This window comes from Nocardia beijingensis NBRC 16342 (genome assembly GCF_001612785.1).
Taxonomy (GTDB): domain Bacteria; phylum Actinomycetota; class Actinomycetes; order Mycobacteriales; family Mycobacteriaceae; genus Nocardia; species Nocardia beijingensis.
Window position 1 is genome coordinate 1 of sequence record NZ_BDBC01000019.1, and the last position, 18,425, is coordinate 18,425.

Genomic DNA, 18,425 nt, shown 5'->3' on the forward strand with positions numbered 1-18,425 from the left:
GCGCATGGCGTCCCAGGCCAGGTACGCCTCGCGCTGGTCCTGCAGGCCCGCCACGTTCTGCCGCGCTTGATCCAAGCGGCCCTGCGCGTCCTGGCGCCGGCGCAGCAGGTCGTCGCGCTGGGCGGTCTGCCGGTCGAGTTCGGCCTTGGCCGCGGCGACCGCGTGCTCGGCATCGGCCTTGCGCGCGGCGGCGACGGCGGCGGCCGCGTCGGCGTCCGCTTTCGCCCGCCGCGCGGTCGAGTTCTGGTTGCCTTGGTCGATCTGCGCGCGCCGCAGGCCGTCCAGCACCTGCTGGCGGTTCTTGGAGACCAGCGCGAGGAGCTGGGCGCGGTCCAGTGCGACCGCGGGGGTGGCCGCGGCGAGGTAGGTGACCATCGAGTCGGAGCCCGGGTTGGTATAGGCCTGGGTGGCGAACTGGTCGAAGTTGCGCCGCGCCTGGCCCACCTTGGCCGCGGCATCGGACAGGGCCAGCTGGGTGTCCACCACCCCGACGGCGGCCGCGTCGGCGGCGTCGCGCGCGGTCTGCAGGTCCACCAGCGCTCTGTTGACGTCCTCCCGGCGCTGCGCCACGGCGTCGTCGAGCTGCCCCAGCTGCTGATCGACCACGGCCACCTGATTGATCAGGGTGCCGACCTCGGCGACACCGGCGTCGACCTGCGCGCCCGCCTGCGCGATCTGGCCGTCGCTGGGATTCGGCGGAGGAGGCGGCACAGCGACTACCGGCCCAGCTGTGACCACTACAGCGACCGAGATCAGCAAACCAACAGCGACCGATAGTCGGCGCCGAGCGATCAGCCCGCCGTCGTTGCGCATCGCACCTCCAAGGGACCGGATACCGGCAATCCTCAAGGCATCAGACGAACCATCTCGCACTTTGGTCGACAGATGGCCTCTGAAGACACATATTCCCCATCAGGGACGAATCGAACCGTATGCCACTTACGTCACTCTCGCGCGCATTTTCTTCATTGCCCGAAATTTGCCAAACCTTGAACTATCTTTTCGTGGCAGAAGCAGACCAACCGTCCGGAAAAGTAGCGCTATGGATGCTGCCGCCCCGGTAGAGCCCTAGGTGACCCATCGGGTGCCTTCGCATCCAGCGAAGGCCGCCGGGGCGCGCTCGGAACCGCCCGGCGATGAGCGACCGCCGCGAGACAACCCAGCCGAGGCAGGCCGGGTGAAGTTCGGCGCCGCAGCGCTCAGCGAGTACGGGCCTCCGGCGACCGCTGCTCGGCGGCATCCCGATCGACCGCCACCCGCTCCGGCTCCGTGTCGTTCGCCCCCCGCCGCGCCTTGACCCAGTACAGTCCGGCGATGACCGCCACCGTCCCGGCCAGCAGCACGCAGGTGATCGCGGTCCAGGACATCGACTCCGGGGTCTCCAGGCGACCGGCGAAGATGCTCGCGGCCTCCCCGCTCTTGCCCTGCGTGCCCTTGGCGGCATCCTCGGCCCACTCCAGCCGCACGCGGCTGATCGTGTCGCTGTAGGTGCCCACCCAGTCGTCACTGAAGACGACAACGGTGCCGTGCTGCGTCTTGCCCACTTCGGTGGCCAGGTCCCGTAGGCTCGAGTCGTGTCCTGGATTGCCGGGGACGACCACGATGCTCAGCGGGATTCCGTGCGATCGCGCCTCCGCGGCGATGGCGGCCAGTTCGGTCTTGTCCTTCCCCGTCAGCGTTGCCACGTGATCGTCGGCCAGATCGGCGTTGAGCGTGCGCACGGTATCGGCGGTGACATTGGGCGGCAATTCGGCGGCCATAGGGGTGAAAACCGAGTTGAGCGGGGCGGTCATCTTCCATCCGGTCTGTCGAGCCGCATCGGCAACCGAAGCGACGGGCATCCAACACTGCAGGGCGAGCAAGATCCCCCTTGCTGGCTCGAATGCACAGTACGCGACGGAGTGTCGCATCCCGCGCGCACGGCACGCCGAACCGCCCCCTGGTGTTTCACAGGACAAGCGTACTGTTAAGGTCGTAGCCGCGAGGAACCGGCGCCCGAGCGGCGCAGGAGCACCTCCGAAGACTCGGCCGCCGGCACAGCCCCGCCGGTGGCCGCCCTCACAGACGAGTGGAGCTGACGTGACGACAAGTATCGATACTTTCGGCGCCAAGGGCACCCTCGAGGTGGGAAGCAACTCCTACGAGATCTTCCGCCTCTCCGCCGTGCCCGGCACCGAGAAACTCCCCTACGCACTGAAGGTCCTCGCGGAGAACCTGCTCCGCACCGAGGACGGCGCCAACATCACCGCCGATCACATCCGCGCCATCGCGAACTGGGATCCGACGGCGCAGCCGAACACCGAGATCCAGTTCACGCCGGCCCGCGTCATCATGCAGGACTTCACCGGCGTGCCGTGCATCGTCGACCTCGCCACCATGCGCGAGGCCGTGGCCACCCTCGGCGGCGACCCGGACAAGGTGAACCCGCTCGCGCCCGCCGAGATGGTCATCGACCACTCCGTCATCATCGACGTCTTCGGCCGCGCCGACGCTTTCGAGCGCAACGTCGACATCGAATACCAGCGCAACGGTGAGCGCTACCAGTTCCTGCGCTGGGGCCAGACCGCGTTCGACGACTTCAAGGTCGTCCCGCCGAGCACCGGCATCGTGCACCAGGTCAACATCGAGCACCTGGCCCGCGTCGTCATGGTCCGCAACGGCCAGGCCTACCCCGACACCTGCGTCGGCACCGACTCGCACACCACCATGGTCAACGGCCTCGGCGTCCTCGGCTGGGGCGTCGGCGGCATCGAGGCCGAGGCGGCCATGCTCGGCCAGCCCGTCTCGATGCTGATCCCGCGCGTCGTCGGCTTCAAGCTGACCGGTGAGATCCAGCCGGGCGTGACCGCCACCGACGTGGTGCTCACCGTCACCGACATGCTGCGCAAGCACGGTGTGGTCGGCAAGTTCGTCGAGTTCTACGGCAAGGGCGTCGCCGAGGTGCCGCTGGCCAACCGCGCCACCCTGGGCAACATGAGCCCCGAATTCGGTTCCACCGCGGCGATCTTCCCGATCGACGACGTGACCGTCGACTACCTGCGCCTGACCGGCCGCTCCGACGAGCAGGTCGCGCTGGTCGAGGCGTACGCCAAGGAGCAGGGCCTCTGGCACGACCCCGACACCGAGCCCGCCTACTCCGAGTACCTCGAGCTGGATCTGAGCACCGTGGTGCCGTCCATCGCGGGCCCGAAGCGCCCGCAGGACCGAATCCTGTTGTCGGAGTCGAAGATCGCGTTCCGCAAGGACATCCACAACTACACCAACGACGCGGAGAGCGGCCCCGCCGCCGACACCCCGCACAGCAAGCTGGACGAGGCCGTCGAGGAGTCCTTCCCGGCCAGCGACCCGGCCGTGCTGTCCTTCGCCGACGACGGCGCCGAGTCGGTTGCGTCGGCCGCCAACGGCGCCGAGGGCCGTCCGTCCAAGCCGGTGCGGGTGCGCAGCGAGGAGTACGGCGACTTCGTGCTCGACCACGGCGCCGTCGTGGTCGCCTCGATCACCTCCTGCACCAACACCTCCAACCCGTCGGTCATGCTGGGCGCCGCCCTGCTGGCGCGCAACGCGGTGGAGAAGGGCCTCACCCGCAAGCCGTGGGTCAAGACCTCCATGGCCCCGGGCTCGCAGGTCGTCAACGGTTACTACGAGAAGGCCGGCCTGTGGCCGTACCTGGACAAGCTGGGCTTCAACCTGGTCGCGTTCGGTTGCGCCACCTGCATCGGCAACACCGGCCCGCTGCCGGAGGAGATCTCCAAAGCGGTCAACGACAACGACCTCACCGTCACCGCGGTGCTGTCGGGCAACCGTAACTTCGAAGGCCGCATCTCCCCCGACGTGAAGATGAACTACCTGGCCTCCCCGCCGCTGGTCATCGCGTACGCGCTCGCGGGAACCATGGACTTCGACTTCGAGAACGACCCGCTCGGCAAGGACACCGAGGGCAACGACGTCTTCCTGAAGGACATCTGGCCCTCGCCGCAGGAGATCCAGGACACCATCGACCGGGTCATCAGCCGCGACATGTTCCTCGAGGACTACAAGGACGTGTTCCGGGGCGACGAGCGCTGGCGCAGCCTGCCCACGCCGGAGGGCAAGACCTTCGAGTGGGACGCCGAGTCGACCTACGTGCGTAAGCCCCCGTACTTCGAGGGCATGCCGCAGACGCCGGAGCCGGTCACCGACATCAAGGGCGCCAGGGTGCTCGCGCTGCTGGGCGACTCGGTCACCACCGACCACATCTCCCCTGCGGGCAACATCAAGCCGGGCACCCCGGCCGCGCAGTACCTGGAGGCCAACGGCGTCGAGCGCAAGGACTACAACTCCTACGGCTCGCGTCGCGGCAACCACGAGGTGATGATCCGCGGCACCTTCGCCAACATCCGGCTGCGCAACCAGCTGCTCGACGACGTCTCCGGCGGTTACACCCGCGACTTCACCCAGCCCGGTGGTCCGCAGGCGTTCATCTACGACGCCTCGCAGAACTACCAGGCCGCGGGCATCCCGCTGGTCGTGCTCGGCGGCAAGGAGTACGGTTCGGGCTCTTCGCGCGACTGGGCCGCCAAGGGCACCAGCCTGCTGGGCGTGAAGGCGGTCATCACCGAGTCGTTCGAGCGCATCCACCGCTCCAACCTCATCGGTATGGGCGTCATCCCGCTGCAGTTCCCGGCCGGCGAGTCGGCCGCGTCGCTGAAGCTGGACGGCACCGAGACCTTCGACATCGAGGGCATCACCCAGCTGAACGAGGGTGTCACCCCGAAGACCCTGAAGGTCACCGCCACCAAGGAGAACGGTGACAAGATCACCTTCGACGCGGTGGTTCGCATCGACACCCCCGGTGAGGCCGACTACTACCGCAACGGCGGCATCCTGCAGTACGTGCTGCGCAACATGATCCGGGCCTGATAGCTCCGCTTCGACGGCGCGTGTTCGTAAGACTCGCTCCCGGCGAAGAGTTGCGATCGCGCAAGCGACGACGGCTCCATGAGCGCCAGTGCTCCGGATCCGTTGTCGCGTCGCTCGGATCACGCTCGCCTCGCTCGTACTGTGAGAACCCCCGCATCGGTGGACCGCCGATGCGGGGGTCCGTGTTTCCCCGCTGGAGGATTCCGTGCCCAAGGTCAGTGACGATCACCTCGCCGCCAGGCGCAGCCAGATCCTCGACGGAGCGCGCCGCTGCTTCGCCGAGTACGGCTACGACGGCGCCACCGTGCGCCGGCTCGAGGAGGAGATCGGGCTGTCCAGGGGCGCCATCTTCCACCACTTCCGGGACAAGGACGCGCTGTTCTTCGCCCTCGCCCAGGAGGACGCCGAGCGCATGGCCGACGTGGCGGCCAACCAGGGCATCGTGCAGGTGATGCGCGACATGCTCGCCCACCCCGAGCAGTTCAACTGGCTCGGAACGCGTTTGGAGATCGCGCGGCGGCTGCGCACCGATCCCGAGTTCCGGGCCGGATGGACCCAGCGTTCGGCCGAACTCACCGCGGCGACCCTGGCCCGCCTGGAACGGCGGAAGGCCGCGGGCGCGCTGCGCGACGACGTGCCCACCGACGTGCTGCTCGGTTACCTCGACCTCGTGCTCGACGGGTTGATCGCCCGCATCGCCTCCGGTCACACCAACGAGAACCTCTCCGCCGTCCTGGATCTGGTCGAAGCCTCCGTCCGCCGCAAGCAGTGACGACTGGTCCGGCTAGTACGTCGCGTTGAGGTACTCCGCGGCGTGGGTGGTCCACAGGACGTTCGTGCCCGGCATGTTGTGCCCGGAATAGAGCACGTGCTGTCCGTCGGGCCACGGCGTCAGATAGCCGACGACACCGCGCACGGCGGTCGTGTAGCGCCCGAGGTTCGCGATCGGGTCGCGCAGCAGGATCTCGAGCAGTTCGGCGAAGATCAGCGGCGCGACGTTGCCGATCCGGGCGCCTTCCACGAAGGAGAACGGCGAGATGCCCACGTCGATGATGCGCAACGGCGAATCCGCAGGCGACGCGGTGATGATGTCGCCGGGGTTGGCGTACTCGCGGACGTCGACCGAGGCGGGCCACGCTCCCCGCTGCCCGTGCAGGCCGAAGGTGTTCGGCGGGCAGAGGTTCGCGACCGACTGCCCGGCCCGGCGCAACGGATTGGCGATGTTCACCACGAAGGCGATCTCCAGCGGCGAGCCGTCGGTGTTCTTGTACTTTCCCGACCGGACGCCCTCCAGGATCCGGCTGGCGCAGATGCCGCCGAGCGAATAGCTCAGCAAGCCGCAGACATTCGGCGAGTCCTGGATCGCCCGCACTCCGGCGGCGACGCCGAGCCGCACCGAGGTCTCCAGCGAAGAACCCCAGACCTCGGGCACGGGGCCGACGGAAGCGGGCCAATCCGGTTCGAAGCAACTGAACTTGCCGGTGTCGAGTAGTTTCGCGACGTCGTGCAGCATGCCCGCGGGCGTTCCGTCGGAGTTGCGCGGCTCCCCGGTGCCGCGGAGAGTGATGATGTCGATCATCGTGGCCTCCTTGCCCACCGCACCGACCCCTTCGGCGCGGAATCTCAAGGTAGAGCAGGGACGCCGTCTCGGCACGAGTATCGGGCTACCTCATCGCGGCACGAGTTCTCGCATGTAGAGCGCGATTCGGCGACCCGAAGGGTGCGTGAGCTACCGCGGCTACGCGTCCGGCTCCATGCTGCTGAGCAGGATGCGCGCGAGCCGGTCCAGTTCCTGCCGTTCCCCCGCGGTGAGCACCGACAGCATCCGCGTCTCGTTGGCGGTGTGCTCGGTGACCACGGTGTCGACCAGTTCCCGCCCCGCGTCGGTGAGCCCGACGCGCACCGCCCTGCGGTCCCGCGCGTCCGCGACGCGCCGTACCAGCCCCGCGGACTCCAGCCGGTCCAGCCGTCCGGTCATGCCCGCCCTCGACAACATCAGCGTGTCGGCGAGCACCGACGGATTCAGTTCGAACGGCGCGCCCGAACGCCGTAGCGCGGCAAGCACGTCGAACTCGCCGCGCTGCAAGCCGTGCTTGCCGAACACCGCCTCGATCTCCCGCTGGGCCACCAGCAACAGCCTGCCCAGCCGTCCGGCCACGGCCATCGCCTCGAGATCGAGGTCGGGTCGTTCCCGCTTCCACTGCGCCACGATCGCGTCTACGGCGTCCGTTTTCCGCTCGGTCATGGACAGGATCTTATTCGTCAGGATATAGTTTGGCAGCGAATTATCAATCACCGAATCAATTGGAGGCTCCGATGACCATCCCCGCAGCGCGTAAGGACGTCGCGATCCGTCAGCCACAGGACGCGGAGACGCTGCGCACCACCTCGGTCACCATGCGCCTGCTGATCGACGCCGAGGAGGCGGGCGGTGGGCTGAGCACGCTCGAGGTCGCGATGGATCGCGGAGCGGACGGCGCGGCGCCGCACTACCACACGCTGTCCGACGAGTTGTTCTATGTCGCGGAAGGCGAACTGCAACTGCTCGCGGGCGACCGCATCGTCACCGTCGGCGCGGGCGGTTCGATCGTGGTACCGAAATTCATGCCGCACGCCTTCGGCGCCGCACCCGACAGCACGGCGCGAATCCTCATCGCGCTCACCCCGGGCGTACAGCGCTTCGAGTACTTCCGGCTGCTGGAACGAATCGCCGCGGGCGAATCCCCGATGACCGATCTCGCCGCCGCGCAGGACGAGTTCGACAATCACTTCGTGGACGCCCCCGCGTGGTGGGCCGAGCGCAACGCGAACCGGAACTGAAGTCGGCGCGCGATTCGGATCCGGCTCGCCCGCAGGCGATTTCGCGCGAGCCGGGCACGACATCGGGCGGCCGGGCGCATGCGGCCACCCCACGCCGGGTGCGCCGAGCAGGACGAAAGCACAGATGCACAGCCGCCAATACCGGGCTATGAGCAGCGTCCACGCATTGCCGGAGATCAGCTTCGCGCTTGCTCCGTAAGTATTTCCAGGCTACCGGAAAACTTTCGACAGCTGGCCGGTATAGATCGGAATTCCGTTTGCCACGAGCCGCAAAATATCGCGATCCGAGCCGATCACACCACATATCGCGATATGATCGCTCACACGCTTGGGGGTCGTGGCAAATCGTGAGCAGATCGGAGAAACGGCTATGACCGACGCAATCCACCTTCCCGGGACGACGCCGAAAGCCGACCGCGTTCCTCCGCTCCAGGGCCTCCTGGTCGCGGAATCGGACCGGCAGATCAGCGTGCGCGTCGCCGAGGGAACGTGGACCTTCAGTCGGTCCGATGTGCTGCGCGTGGTCGATTCCGCCGCGCCGCACGCCGAGCAGGACGGGCGTCCGGTACTGGTGGACATTCGCGCGGGCGCCACCGCCGATTTCACTCGCAGGCTGCGGATCGACCTGGTCGATCGGCCGATGACCATTCCGGAGTCGCCGTCGGAGGCGCTCGGCGACGAGCAGTTGCGTCAGCTCACCGAAACCTGGGCCGACCGGCTGCAACTCGTCGACTGCCCGGGTGCGGGCGGAGCGACGTTCACCTACTGCCAGACCAAGTCGATGAACGGCAGCGACGACGGCACCAACTGCGACAGCCTCGACTGAGCGGCAGGCGGATGGCCGCACGCCTACGCGGTTCGGTCCTGATCGTGTCCGAATCCGATGATCTACACGCCACCGCGATGGCGGCGACGCTGCGAGAACACCACGGGCTCGCCCCGATCCACCTCGACCTGCGCGACTTCCCCCGGGAGTCCGGCAGCTTCCGGCTGGACCGGCTCGGCACCGCGCGTTCCCTGTCGCACCTGATCGGCCTCGACGACGTGCGGTCGGTCTGGTGGCGGCGCCCGCACCACGCGCAGGTGCCCGCGGGTGTCCGTGCCTCGGACAACGATTTTCGCCAGGCCGAGTGCGACGGATTCATCCAAGGAATGCTGTGGTCCATCCCCGCCTTCTGGGTCAACGACCCGGGCGCCGACCGCACCGCGGCACGCAAGATCGTCCAGCTGGAGACGGCGCTGCGCGCCGGGTTCGCGGTGCCGGAGACGTTGATCACCAACGATCCGGACGAGGCGCGCAGCTTCGTCGAATCCCGGCCGGGCCCGGTGGTTTACAAGCGCACCGGCACCAGCAGGGCGGAGTTCGCCGAGACCAGGATCATCTCCAGGGACGATTTCGGCAGGCTGGCCGCGATACGTTCGGCGCCGACCACCTTCCAGGATTACGTCGACGCCACCTGCGATCTGCGCGTGGTGTGGGTGGACGGCGTCGAATGGACCGTGCGCATCGACTCGCAGGCGGGCGTCGGCAAGGTCGACTCCCGCCTGGACACGTCGGTCGATTTCGTCCACGATCATCTGCCCGCCTCGGTGAGCAAGTCACTGGCCACGCTGATGGGCGCGCTCGGATTGTCCTTCGGCGTGCTCGACATTCGGCTCGGCCGCGACGGCGAGTACTACTTCCTCGAGGTCAACCCGCAGGGGCAGTTCGCCTACTTGGAGATCAAGACCGGGCTGCCGATCTTTCGCAGCTTGGCCAACCTGCTGGTGGACGGCGACGGCACGGTCGAGGGCTACTGAGCCCGGCCGCCGGAACGCCACGCCGCGGCGCACAGTGGTGGTCCGCGCACCCAGCCGCACCGGGACAGCAGCCGCCGAATCTCCGTCGGCGGAGGGGTTTCACCGCCTGCGAAGACCCACGAGTTCGCCGAGAGCATCGCGACCTCGGCGGGCAAGTGCGCGCCGATCCGTCCGGCCCGACAGCACCCGGTTCGGCGCGACGACCAGCGGAGCCAGGCGCCCGGATTGCCTTGCGGCGCGGCTCGATCGGCCGGTGGACGTGCGCCCGGCAAGCCGGGCATCGACGCCGCCGTGCGGCTCGGCGAGGTAGGTGTCCGGTTCACGGCGTCGACGTCGATCCGGTCGAGCGCTCGCCCGGGCGGCCGCGTAGCCGCCCGGCGTCGGGTCACGCCGTTACGGCGCTATTGGCTCTTGCGGCGATTGGCTCCGCCGCGGCTGCGGAGCTGCACATGCGACTCCACCAGCACGTTGTGGATGAAGCCGTAGGAGCGGCCGGTGGACCGCGCCAGTGACCGGATGCTCGCACCCGCCTCGTACTGCTTCTTCAGCTGGGTTTGTAGGCGATCGCGTGACTTCCCGGTGACGCGTGTGCCCTTACCCAATGGGGCCTTGCTCTGTGGCCTGTCGCTCATGGCTTCCTCCGAGTCGCCGAGCAGCGTCTTTCCAGGCTAAGCACTCAGCAGGCCGTGATCAACGGGTACCTGTGATGAATCTCACGCGAGCTGAATAAGTTCCAGGTATTCGGCCGACCAATGGTCTTCCGTCCCGTCCGGGAGCAGGATCACGCGTTCCGGAGACAACGCCTCCGCTGCGCCCGGATCGTGCGTCACCAGCACCACCGCGCCCGCATAGGTGCGCAAGGCGTCGAGCACCTGTTCCCGCGACACCGGGTCGAGATTGTTCGTCGGCTCGTCCAGCAGCAACACGTTCGCCGCCGAGGAGACCAGTCCGGCCAGCGCGAGCCGGGTCTTCTCACCGCCCGACAGCGTTCCCGCGGGCTGGTCGAGCTGCGGACCGGAGAACATGAACGCGCCGAGCAGGCCGCGCAGATCCTGCTCACCCGCGTCCGGCGCGGCGTGGCGGATGTTCTCCCACACGGTGGCGTTGTCGTCGAGAGTGTCGTGCTCCTGGGCGAAGTAACCGATCTTCAGACCGTGCCCTGGCACCAGACCGCCCGCCGTCGGCTGCTCGACTCCGGCCAGCAGCCGCAGCAGCGTCGTCTTGCCCGCGCCGTTGAGCCCGAGCACCACCACCCGGCTACCGCGGTCGATCGCGAGGTCGACGCCGGTGAAGATCTCCAGCGAGCCGTAGACCTTGGTCAGGTTCTCCGCCATCAGCGGCGTCTTACCGCAGGCCGCGGGCTCGGGGAACTTGATCCTGGCGACCTTGTCGGCGACGCGCACGTCATCGAGTTCGGCCAGCAGGCGATCGGCGCGCTTGGCCATGTTCTGTGCCGCAGTGGCTTTCGTGGCCTTGGCGCCGAGCTTGGCCGCCTGGGCGCGCAGCGCGCTCGCCTTCTTCTCGGCGTTCGCGCGTTCCCTTCGCCTGCGCTGCTCATCGGTGGCGCGCGCGTCCAGGTACTTCTTCCACCCCATGTTGTAGACGTCGGCCTCGCCACGCACCGCGTCCAGGAACCACACCTTGTTCACCACGTCGGCGAGCAGATCCACGTCGTGACTGATGACGATCAGGCCGCCGTCGTGGTTCTGCAGGAAACCACGCAGCCAGGTGATCGAGTCGGCGTCGAGGTGGTTGGTCGGTTCGTCGAGCAGCAAGATGGTGTCGGAGCGGCCGCCGCTTCCGTCGGAAGCGGCGAACAGGATGCGCGCCAATTCGATTCGGCGCCGCTGACCACCGGAGAGGGTGCGCAGCGGCTGGCCGAGCACCCGGTCGGGCAGACCGAGGCTGTGGCAGATGCGCGCGGCCTCGCTCTCGGCGACGTAGCCGCCCAGCGCGGAGAAACGTTCCTCGAGGCGGCCGTACTTGCGCACCGCCTTCTCGCGCTCCTTGTCGTCGGCGACCTCGGCCATCAGGGCCTGTTGCTTCTCCATCTCCCGGATCAGCGTGTCCAGGCCACGCGCGGACAACACCCGGTCGCGAGCCAGCACGTCCAGGTTGCCCTCGCGCGGGTCCTGCGGCAGATAGCCGATGTCGCTGGAGCGCAGAATCTTGCCCGCGTACGGCTCGCCCTCGCCGGCCAGGATGCGCAACGTGGTGGTCTTCCCCGCGCCGTTGCGCCCGACCAACCCGATCCGGTCGCCCGCCTGCACCCGCAGCGCCGGCCCGGGAGCGGACAGCAGGGTGCGGACTCCGGCCCGGACCTCCAGGTCGGTCGCGGTGATCACAAACTTCTCCTCGGGGGATCGTGGTGCTGGACGCGTGCTCGATTGTGCGAGCCGACGCGCACGAGAACCACCGATTTTACCCGGGACGGCGACAGCGCCCGCATATCAGCACCCGCATGTGACGGCGATAACGGCCGCCGCGATCGCCTACGTTACCGTGCGATGCCATGAGTACCGATCTATTGGGCAAGAGCGCACTGGTCACGGGGGCCAGCCGTGGCATCGGCAAGGCGGTCGCGGCGGAGTTGCTCGGCCGCGGCGCGAACGTGCTGATCACCGCGCGGAAGAAGGATCCGCTGGAGGAAGCCGCCGCGGAGCTGCGCGAGCTGGGCCACCAGGGGCAGGTCGTCGCCTTGGCGGGCAACTCGGGCGTCCCCGAGGATCGGGCCGCCGCCGTCCAGCGCGCGGTCGCGGAGTTCGGTTCGCTGGACGTGCTGATCAACAACACCGGCATCAACCCGGTCTTCGGTTCCCTGATGGAGGCCGACCTCGACGCCGTGCGCAAGATCTTCGACGTGAACGTGGTCGCGGCTCTCGGCTACATCCAGGAGGCGTACAAGGCGTGGATGCGCGACCACGGCGGCGCCGTGGTCAACGTGGCCAGCGTCGCAGGCATCCGCTCGACGGGCGTGATCGCCGCCTACGGCGCGTCCAAGTCCGCGCTGATCCATCTCACCGGTGAGCTCGCCTGGCAGCTCGGCCCGAAGATCAGGGTGAACGCGGTGGCGCCCGGCGTGATCAAGACGAAATTCGCTGACGCGCTGTACTCGGCCGACGAGGAGCGCGCCGCGAGCGTGTACCCGATGAAGCGGCTCGGCAGCCCGGAGGACGTGGCGCGCCTGATCGGATTCCTGGTCTCCGACGAGGCGGCGTGGATCACCGGCGAGACGGTCCGGGTGGACGGCGGGCTGCTCTCCACCGGCGGGATCTGAGCGCGCACGCCGGACGCCTGCGCTAGCGGAACGCCAGTGCCCCGAGCGTGTCGGCGTGCCGATAGCGCAGGTACTTCTCGACGGTCGCGGCATCGAGCGCTCCGGTGGCCGTCGCCAGCGTCACCACCACGAATTCCTTCTCGTCGCCGTCCTTCCACTTGCCGGTGGCGTAGCCCTTGATATAGCTACCGGGGCGCAGCCTCAGGTCCGCGTCGGTGAACCGGTCCTTCGCCGCGGCGGCCCGGCCCTCGTCGGCCATGCCGAGCACGAACTGGGTGAGCATGAGGGCGCCGCCCTCGGCGCGATACACCAGCTCCGCCGCGTAGACACAGCCGAGATCGGTGAGTTTGCCCGCCGCCTCGATGGGATGGCAGTCGGCGTGATCGCGGCCGTCGACCCACTCGGCGTGCAGTTCGACGCGATCGAACCGGAAGTCCCAGTCCTTGGCGTATTCGGTGTAACTCAGCCTGCCCGGCGAGGGGCGCGCACCACGCGACGAAGGGCTCGCGGGTCGCGTGCCGGTAGCGCCGCCGGCGCGAGTGGTCGCTTCGGCCGACGTGATCGCGGCTTGCGCGTGCCCCTGCTCGCGGGGCGACAGCGCCACGCCGATACCGACCGCGACCAGCACGGCGACGACGCCTGACACCAGCGCGACGATCACCCCGGCGCGGGACTTGGGCGACGGGGGCGGCAGCGGCGGCGCCTCCCACGCCTGGATCGGATACGCGCTCGGCGGGGACATCGTTCCCCAGTCCGGCGCGTACCGAGCCTCCTCCGGTTTCCCGTGATTCGATGGGCCACCGCCGAATCCGGAGCCGGACGGATAGGTCATCGCGATCGCCCTCCCACTCTGCCCGCGGCCGTCCCACCCGTGTGGGCCTCCCCGAAGCCGCCCGAGCGACCCTACCCGATCGGGCCTGTTCGGGCGCTCCGGAATCAGAGCCGGACCGGCTGAAGCCAGTCCTCGCGCCCGGCGGCCGTCGGGGCGGAAGGAGCCTCTTCGATCCCGAACCGCTCGTGCAGCCTGCGCAGCGGTCCGGGCGCGTACCAGTTCCAGTGACCGAGCAACTCCATCGCGGCGGGCAGCAGGAAGCCGCGCACCAGGGTCGCGTCCACCAGCACGGCGAGCGGAAGCCCGATGCCGAACGCCTTCATGAAGGTGATGTCGGAGGCGAGGAAGCCGAGGAAGACCAGTGAGATCAGGACCGCGGCGGCGGTGACGATCCGGCCGATCCGCTCCAGCCCGGAGGTGACGGCCAGCGCGTTCGACCTGGTGCGCCGGTACTCCTCGCGGATGCGGGCCAGCAGGAACACCTGGTAGTCCATGGCGAGACCGAACGCGACGCCGAACAGCATGACCGGGACGGTCGGCGGCAGGTCGCCGGTGACGGTGAAGCCGAGCAGCCCGGACAGGTGCCCGTCCTGGAAGATCCACACCAGCGCGCCGAAGGTCGCGGTGAGGCTCAGGAAGCTGAGCACGACGGCCAGCAGCGGCAGCACGACGCTCCCGGTGAGCAGGAACAGCACCACCACCATGATCAGCACGACGAAGGCCAGCGCGTAGGGCAGCGCCGAGACCACCGAGCCGATCGCGTCCGCGTTGGCCGCCGCAACGCCGCCGACCAGCACCGGCGAGGCGGCGGGCGCCGCACGCACGTCGGCGGCGATGCGGTCGAGCACGGTGGGATCGGTGCTGTCGGGGACGACCGTCAGGTAGGCGGCGTTCGCGGCGCGGAAGCGGTCATCGGCCGCGGTGGGCGGGGCGAGCAGGCCGCCGTGGCTGTAGCTGCCGGTGGCGGTGTCGACCCGGCGGACGTCATCGATCTCCGACAGTTCCCTGGCGTAGGCGTCCAATCCGGCCGCGCTGTAGGCGCTTTCGGGCAGCACCACGAACAGCCCGTTCTGTTCGGTGGCGGCGAAGTCGCGCTGGATGGTCTCGGTGACCTGCCGGTTGTTCATCGACTCCGGCAACGACCGCTCGTCGGGGAAGCCGAGTTTCACACCGAGGAACGGCGCGCCGAGCACGAGCAGCAGGACGGTCACCGCCAAGCCGATCGGCACCGGCCGCATCATCACGAACCGCGCCAAGCGGTGCCAAGCGCCCTCGCCCGGCGCGGGACGGGCCGCGCGCAGGAACCACCACAGCTGACCGTTGTCGATCTTGGTGCCGAGCAGGAACAGGATCGCGGGCAGCACGGTCAGCGACACCGTCGCGGCGATCACCGCGACGGCCAGACCGGCGTATCCCATCGACCGCACGGCCAACAGCGGGAAGAACAGCAGGCCGGACAGCGCGACAGCGACGGTGACGGCGGAGAACAGGACGGTCCGGCCGGCCGAGCGCATGGTCGCGGACACCGCGGCGGCGGGCTGCTGTCCGGCGACCAGTTCGTCACGGTAGCGGCTGATGATGAGCAGGCTGTAGTCGATCGCCAGGCCGAGGCCGAGCAGGGTGGCGACGTTGGTCGCGGTGGCCGCCAGGTCGGTGACGCTCGCGATCAGCCACAGCGCGCCCATGGTGATCATCACCGTGATCATGGCGACCACCAGCGGCAGGCTGGCCGCGACCAGACCGCCGAACACCAGCAGCAGCGCGATCAGCGTGATCGGGAACGCGATGGACTCGCCCAACACGACGTCCTTCTCGCTCTGCTGCACGGTTTCGTGCAGCAGCATCGCGTAGCCGCCGACCCGCACCTCCAGCGGGCCGTGGGCGCCGCCGAATCGGTCGGCCAGATCGCCGACCCGCTTGTCGACCTCCGCCTCCTCGCCGAGGATGCTCGCGACGATCAGGCCCTTGGTCCCGTCGGTGCTGCGCAGCGCGGGCGATTTGTCGGTCCAGTACGAGGTCACGCCCGCGACGCCGGATTCCGACTTCAGCTCGGTGACCAGATTCGTCGCCGCGGTGGCCGCGGCGTCGTCGTCCACCGACCGGCGGGTCTGCACCAGCAGCACGAAGTTCGGGGTGGCCTGGCCGAAGGTGTCGCGCAGCACCTCGGTCGCCCGGCTCGATTCGCTGTCGGGGTCGATGTACCCACCGCCCTGCACTTTGTCGAACAGCGTCGCGCTCAGTGTGCCCATCGCCAGCGCGAGCACCGCGAACACGGCCAGGATCCACCGGCTGCGCCGCCTGGTCAGTTCGAACACTGCGTCTACCCCTAACTCGTTCCGGTCGTACCGCTTTCGCGCTCTGCTCCAGCGGTCGCCGGTCGGCAACCTGCCCGGCGCGCCATCCGCGGCGCGCCGGTGCGCCGACACCTGACACTCGGCACCGGAGCCGGATGCGTGCGCCAGCGCCACGGCATCCTAGCAACGCGGGACAAACTCCGGTGAGCCCGAACACATTCCGTCGGTGCGCCGAGTCGGGTCACCGGCCTGCGAGCGACTCCGCTCCCCGGCGTGGGAAGGCGAGGAACCGGCCGGTCCTCCGAGCGGGAACGTAGTCGACGCCACGGCTGCGCGACGATCCAGCGAACGGATGAGAGGCTCGACCCATGCATCGCAACGCACTCCCGCGGCTCCGGACGAGCGCGGCGTGAAGCCGGACCTGGTCGTCTGCGGTCTCGGCCCGGCCGGACGCGCCCTCGCCCACCGCGCCGGGCTGCGCGGGCTCACGGTCACCGCGATCGATCCCGCGCCGGAGCGCCGGTGGACGGCCACCTACGGGATGTGGGCCGACGAACTGCCGGGTTGGCTGTCGCCTCAGGTCGTCGCGGCGACGGTGGCCCGGCCGATGGCCTGGGGAACGCGCGCCCACCGGGTGGACCGCCCGTACGTCGTGCTCGACACCGCAGGATTGCAGTCCGCGCTGCACCTGGGCGACGCGAACGTGGTGTCCGATCGCGTGGTCCGGGTCGGCCCCCGCCAGGTGACCTCGGCGTCCGGCGCGACGATCACAGCCGCCCGGGTGGTCGACGCGCGTGGACTCGCCCGCTCACCCGCCCGTGCCGAGCAGACCGCATACGGCCTCGTCGTGGACGTGGGCCGCTGCGCCGGGCTCGACCCGCTGTTCATGGACTGGCGTCCGGACAACGGCGCCGACCCCGGCGACCCGCCCTCGTTCCTCTACGCCGTTCCGCTGGACGACGAGCGGATGCTGCTCGAGGAGACCTGCTTGGCGGGCCGCCCAGCCCTGACGGGTGCGCAACTGCGCACCCGCTTGCTGGCACGGCTGCGCGCCAGAGACGTCCGGCTCACCGGAGACGAGCCCGTGGAGCACGTTCGTTTCCCGGTCCAGGGCGGCCGTCCCGGGTCGCGCAGGTTCGGTGCGGCGGGCGGGTTCCTGCATCCGGCGACCGGGTACAGCGTCGGCTCCGCGCTGGCCGCCGCCGACGCGGTCGCCGCGGGCCGGGACGTATGGCCCGCCACGGCACGCGTCGTCCACCGGTTGCGCGGCGCCGGGCTGCGCGCGCTGCTGGCGTTGCCGCCGGGCGATCTCCCGCTGTTCTTCGACACGTTCTTCGGGCTGTCCCCGGACGCGCAACGCGCGTATCTGTCCGGCCGCACCGACCTGGCGGGCACGGTGAGGGCGATGAGCGCACTGTTCGCCGCGCTGCCCGGACCGCTGCGCCGCCGTGTCGCGGCCGCGACACTCGGAGTCGCGGTTCCCTCGCGAGGTCGGCGGGCTTCGGCCATGATGGGAGCATGAGATCGATCTGGAAGGGCTCGATCGCATTCGGGCTGGTGAACGTTCCGGTGAAGGTGTACACCGCCACCGAGGACCACGACATCCGGTTCCATCAGGTGCACGCCAAGGATGGAGGACGGATCAAATACGACCGCGTCTGCACCGTGTGCGGCGAATCGGTCCAGTTCACCGAGATCGACAAAGCCTACGAGTCGCCCGACGGCGACAAGGTGATCCTCAGCGACGAGGACTTCGCGAAACTGCCCGTAGCGGAGAAACACGAGATCCCGGTGCTGCAGTTCGTGCCGTCGGAGCAGATCGATCCGATCCTGTTCGAGAAGAGCTACTACCTGGAGCCGGACTCCAGCACGCCGAAGGCCTACGTCCTGCTGGCCCGGACGCTGGAGAAGATCGAACGCACCGCCCTGGTGTACTTCACGCTGCGGCAGAAGACCCGGCTGGCCGCCCTGCGCGTGCGCGAGGGCATTCTGGTGGTCCAGACGCTGCTGTGGCCGGACGAAGTGCGCTCGGTGGACTTCGAATCCCTCGACGGTGTCGCCGAGCCCCGGCCGCAGGAGATCAAGATGGCCGAGACGCTCGTCGAGGCCATGTCCGACGACTTCGATCCGGAGCAGTTCACCGACGAGTACCAGATCGAATTGAAACGCGTGCTCGACGAGGCGATCGCCAGCGGCACCGGCAAAGTGCCCGAGCAGCCGGAACTCGCCCCGAGCGGGATGGATGCCGAGGTGGTCGATCTGGTCGCCGCACTGCAACGCAGCCTGGAGGCCAGTGGTCGCAGGACGGCGGGCGGCGACGGGGGCGAGCCGAAGAAGACCGCGAAGAAGGCCGCCGCCAAGAGCGCAGGCGGCAAGAGCGGCGCCGCCAAGAGCAGCGCGGCGAAGTCCGGCGCGTCCAAGAGCGCGGCGAAGAAGACACCGGCGAAGAAGGCGGCCAAGAAGGCTCCGGCTCGCAAGGGCGCCTGATCGTCCTCTACGCGAG

Annotated in this window: 15 protein-coding genes and 1 pseudogene; 8 read left to right on the top strand and 8 right to left on the bottom strand. The window is 69.0% G+C overall.

Going from position 1 to position 18,425, the window contains the following annotated elements; all coding sequences use genetic code 11:
• A pseudogene (locus NB3_RS13160) lies at nt 1–813 on the bottom strand (NlpC/P60 family protein); the annotation flags it as partial.
• 386 nt (nt 814–1,199) lie between these two features.
• Complete coding sequence (locus NB3_RS13165) at nt 1,200–1,793, bottom strand: Rv1476 family membrane protein (protein ID WP_067801752.1); 594 nt, start codon at nt 1,791–1,793, stop codon at nt 1,200–1,202.
• A 286-nt stretch (nt 1,794–2,079) separates the two neighbouring features.
• Between NB3_RS13165 and NB3_RS13170 the strand changes: the two genes are divergently transcribed.
• Nucleotides 2,080–4,899, top strand: a complete 2,820-nt coding sequence (locus NB3_RS13170) for an aconitate hydratase (RefSeq protein WP_067801753.1) — start codon at nt 2,080–2,082, stop codon at nt 4,897–4,899.
• 205 nt (nt 4,900–5,104) lie between these two features.
• Nucleotides 5,105–5,671 (top strand): TetR/AcrR family transcriptional regulator, encoded by a 567-nt coding sequence (locus NB3_RS13175; RefSeq protein ID WP_067801764.1) that lies wholly within the window; start codon nt 5,105–5,107, stop codon nt 5,669–5,671.
• A gap of 12 nt (nt 5,672–5,683) precedes the next feature.
• Here the strand turns inward: NB3_RS13175 and NB3_RS13180 are convergent, their stop codons facing one another.
• Both NB3_RS13180 and NB3_RS13185 read right to left on the bottom strand, forming a co-directional pair.
• Nucleotides 5,684–6,478, bottom strand: coding sequence for a hypothetical protein (locus NB3_RS13180; protein ID WP_067802243.1), 795 nt, complete (start codon nt 6,476–6,478; stop codon nt 5,684–5,686).
• Between the two features lie 159 nt (nt 6,479–6,637).
• Complete coding sequence (locus NB3_RS13185) at nt 6,638–7,144, bottom strand: MarR family winged helix-turn-helix transcriptional regulator (protein ID WP_174553197.1); 507 nt, start codon at nt 7,142–7,144, stop codon at nt 6,638–6,640.
• A gap of 71 nt (nt 7,145–7,215) precedes the next feature.
• On the opposite strand from NB3_RS13185, the gene NB3_RS13190 reads away from it, so the two are divergent.
• From NB3_RS13190 to NB3_RS13200, 3 genes are all read left to right on the top strand, one after another.
• Nucleotides 7,216–7,719 carry a cupin domain-containing protein gene (locus NB3_RS13190; protein ID WP_067801770.1) on the top strand — a complete coding sequence of 168 codons (504 nt, stop codon included), beginning with the start codon at nt 7,216–7,218 and terminating at the stop codon, nt 7,717–7,719.
• A 370-nt stretch (nt 7,720–8,089) separates the two neighbouring features.
• Nucleotides 8,090–8,545, top strand: coding sequence for a hypothetical protein (locus NB3_RS13195; RefSeq protein WP_067801773.1), 456 nt, complete (start codon nt 8,090–8,092; stop codon nt 8,543–8,545).
• Nucleotides 8,546–8,589: 44 nt separating this feature from the next.
• Nucleotides 8,590–9,519 carry an MvdC/MvdD family ATP grasp protein gene (locus NB3_RS13200; protein ID WP_244891888.1) on the top strand — a complete coding sequence of 310 codons (930 nt, stop codon included), beginning with the start codon at nt 8,590–8,592 and terminating at the stop codon, nt 9,517–9,519.
• Between the two features lie 401 nt (nt 9,520–9,920).
• Here the strand turns inward: NB3_RS13200 and NB3_RS13205 are convergent, their stop codons facing one another.
• Together NB3_RS13205 and NB3_RS13210 are read right to left on the bottom strand one after the other, a co-directional pair.
• On the bottom strand, nt 9,921–10,151 hold the full coding sequence (locus NB3_RS13205; protein WP_067801778.1) for a helix-turn-helix domain-containing protein: 231 nt from the start codon (nt 10,149–10,151) through the stop codon (nt 9,921–9,923).
• A gap of 81 nt (nt 10,152–10,232) precedes the next feature.
• Entirely contained in the window at nt 10,233–11,864 is a 1,632-nt protein-coding gene (locus tag NB3_RS13210; RefSeq protein ID WP_067801780.1) for an ABC-F family ATP-binding cassette domain-containing protein, read from the bottom strand.
• 167 nt (nt 11,865–12,031) lie between these two features.
• On the opposite strand from NB3_RS13210, the gene NB3_RS13215 reads away from it, so the two are divergent.
• Nucleotides 12,032–12,796 (top strand): SDR family oxidoreductase, encoded by a 765-nt coding sequence (locus NB3_RS13215; RefSeq protein ID WP_067801782.1) that lies wholly within the window; start codon nt 12,032–12,034, stop codon nt 12,794–12,796.
• 22 nt (nt 12,797–12,818) lie between these two features.
• On the opposite strand, the gene NB3_RS13220 is transcribed toward NB3_RS13215, so the two are convergent.
• Nucleotides 12,819–13,628 carry a hypothetical protein gene (locus NB3_RS13220; protein ID WP_067801787.1) on the bottom strand — a complete coding sequence of 270 codons (810 nt, stop codon included), beginning with the start codon at nt 13,626–13,628 and terminating at the stop codon, nt 12,819–12,821.
• A 104-nt stretch (nt 13,629–13,732) separates the two neighbouring features.
• Nucleotides 13,733–15,943 carry an MMPL family transporter gene (locus tag NB3_RS13225; RefSeq protein WP_067801792.1) on the bottom strand — a complete coding sequence of 737 codons (2,211 nt, stop codon included), beginning with the start codon at nt 15,941–15,943 and terminating at the stop codon, nt 13,733–13,735.
• 388 nt (nt 15,944–16,331) lie between these two features.
• Here NB3_RS13225 and NB3_RS13230 point away from each other — a divergent pair, with 388 nt between their 5' ends.
• Together NB3_RS13230 and ku are read left to right on the top strand one after the other, a co-directional pair.
• On the top strand, nt 16,332–17,444 hold the full coding sequence (locus NB3_RS13230) for a lycopene cyclase family protein (RefSeq protein ID WP_067801794.1): 1,113 nt from the start codon (nt 16,332–16,334) through the stop codon (nt 17,442–17,444).
• Nucleotides 17,441–18,409 (top strand): non-homologous end joining protein Ku, encoded by a 969-nt coding sequence (gene ku, locus NB3_RS13235; RefSeq protein ID WP_067801796.1) that lies wholly within the window; start codon nt 17,441–17,443, stop codon nt 18,407–18,409. The genes NB3_RS13230 and ku overlap by 4 nt, the downstream gene beginning before the upstream one ends.
• Nucleotides 18,410–18,425 lie beyond the last annotated feature (16 nt).

What these genes read in the sequence shown, in the direction of transcription:
- NB3_RS13220 (WP_067801787.1), bottom strand. Translation starts at nt 13,628, where the DNA reads ATGACCTATCCGTCCGGCTCCGGATTCGGCGGTGGCCCATCGAATCAC.
- NB3_RS13165 (WP_067801752.1), bottom strand. Translation starts at nt 1,793, where the DNA reads ATGACCGCCCCGCTCAACTCGGTTTTCACCCCTATGGCCGCCGAATTG.
- NB3_RS13195 (WP_067801773.1), top strand. Translation starts at nt 8,090, where the DNA reads ATGACCGACGCAATCCACCTTCCCGGGACGACGCCGAAAGCCGACCGC.
- NB3_RS13180 (WP_067802243.1), bottom strand. Translation starts at nt 6,478, where the DNA reads ATGATCGACATCATCACTCTCCGCGGCACCGGGGAGCCGCGCAACTCC.
- NB3_RS13190 (WP_067801770.1), top strand. Translation starts at nt 7,216, where the DNA reads ATGACCATCCCCGCAGCGCGTAAGGACGTCGCGATCCGTCAGCCACAG.
- NB3_RS13205 (WP_067801778.1), bottom strand. Translation starts at nt 10,151, where the DNA reads ATGAGCGACAGGCCACAGAGCAAGGCCCCATTGGGTAAGGGCACACGC.
- NB3_RS13215 (WP_067801782.1), top strand. Translation starts at nt 12,032, where the DNA reads ATGAGTACCGATCTATTGGGCAAGAGCGCACTGGTCACGGGGGCCAGC.
- ku (WP_067801796.1), top strand. Translation starts at nt 17,441, where the DNA reads ATGAGATCGATCTGGAAGGGCTCGATCGCATTCGGGCTGGTGAACGTT.
- NB3_RS13185 (WP_174553197.1), bottom strand. Translation starts at nt 7,144, where the DNA reads ATGACCGAGCGGAAAACGGACGCCGTAGACGCGATCGTGGCGCAGTGG.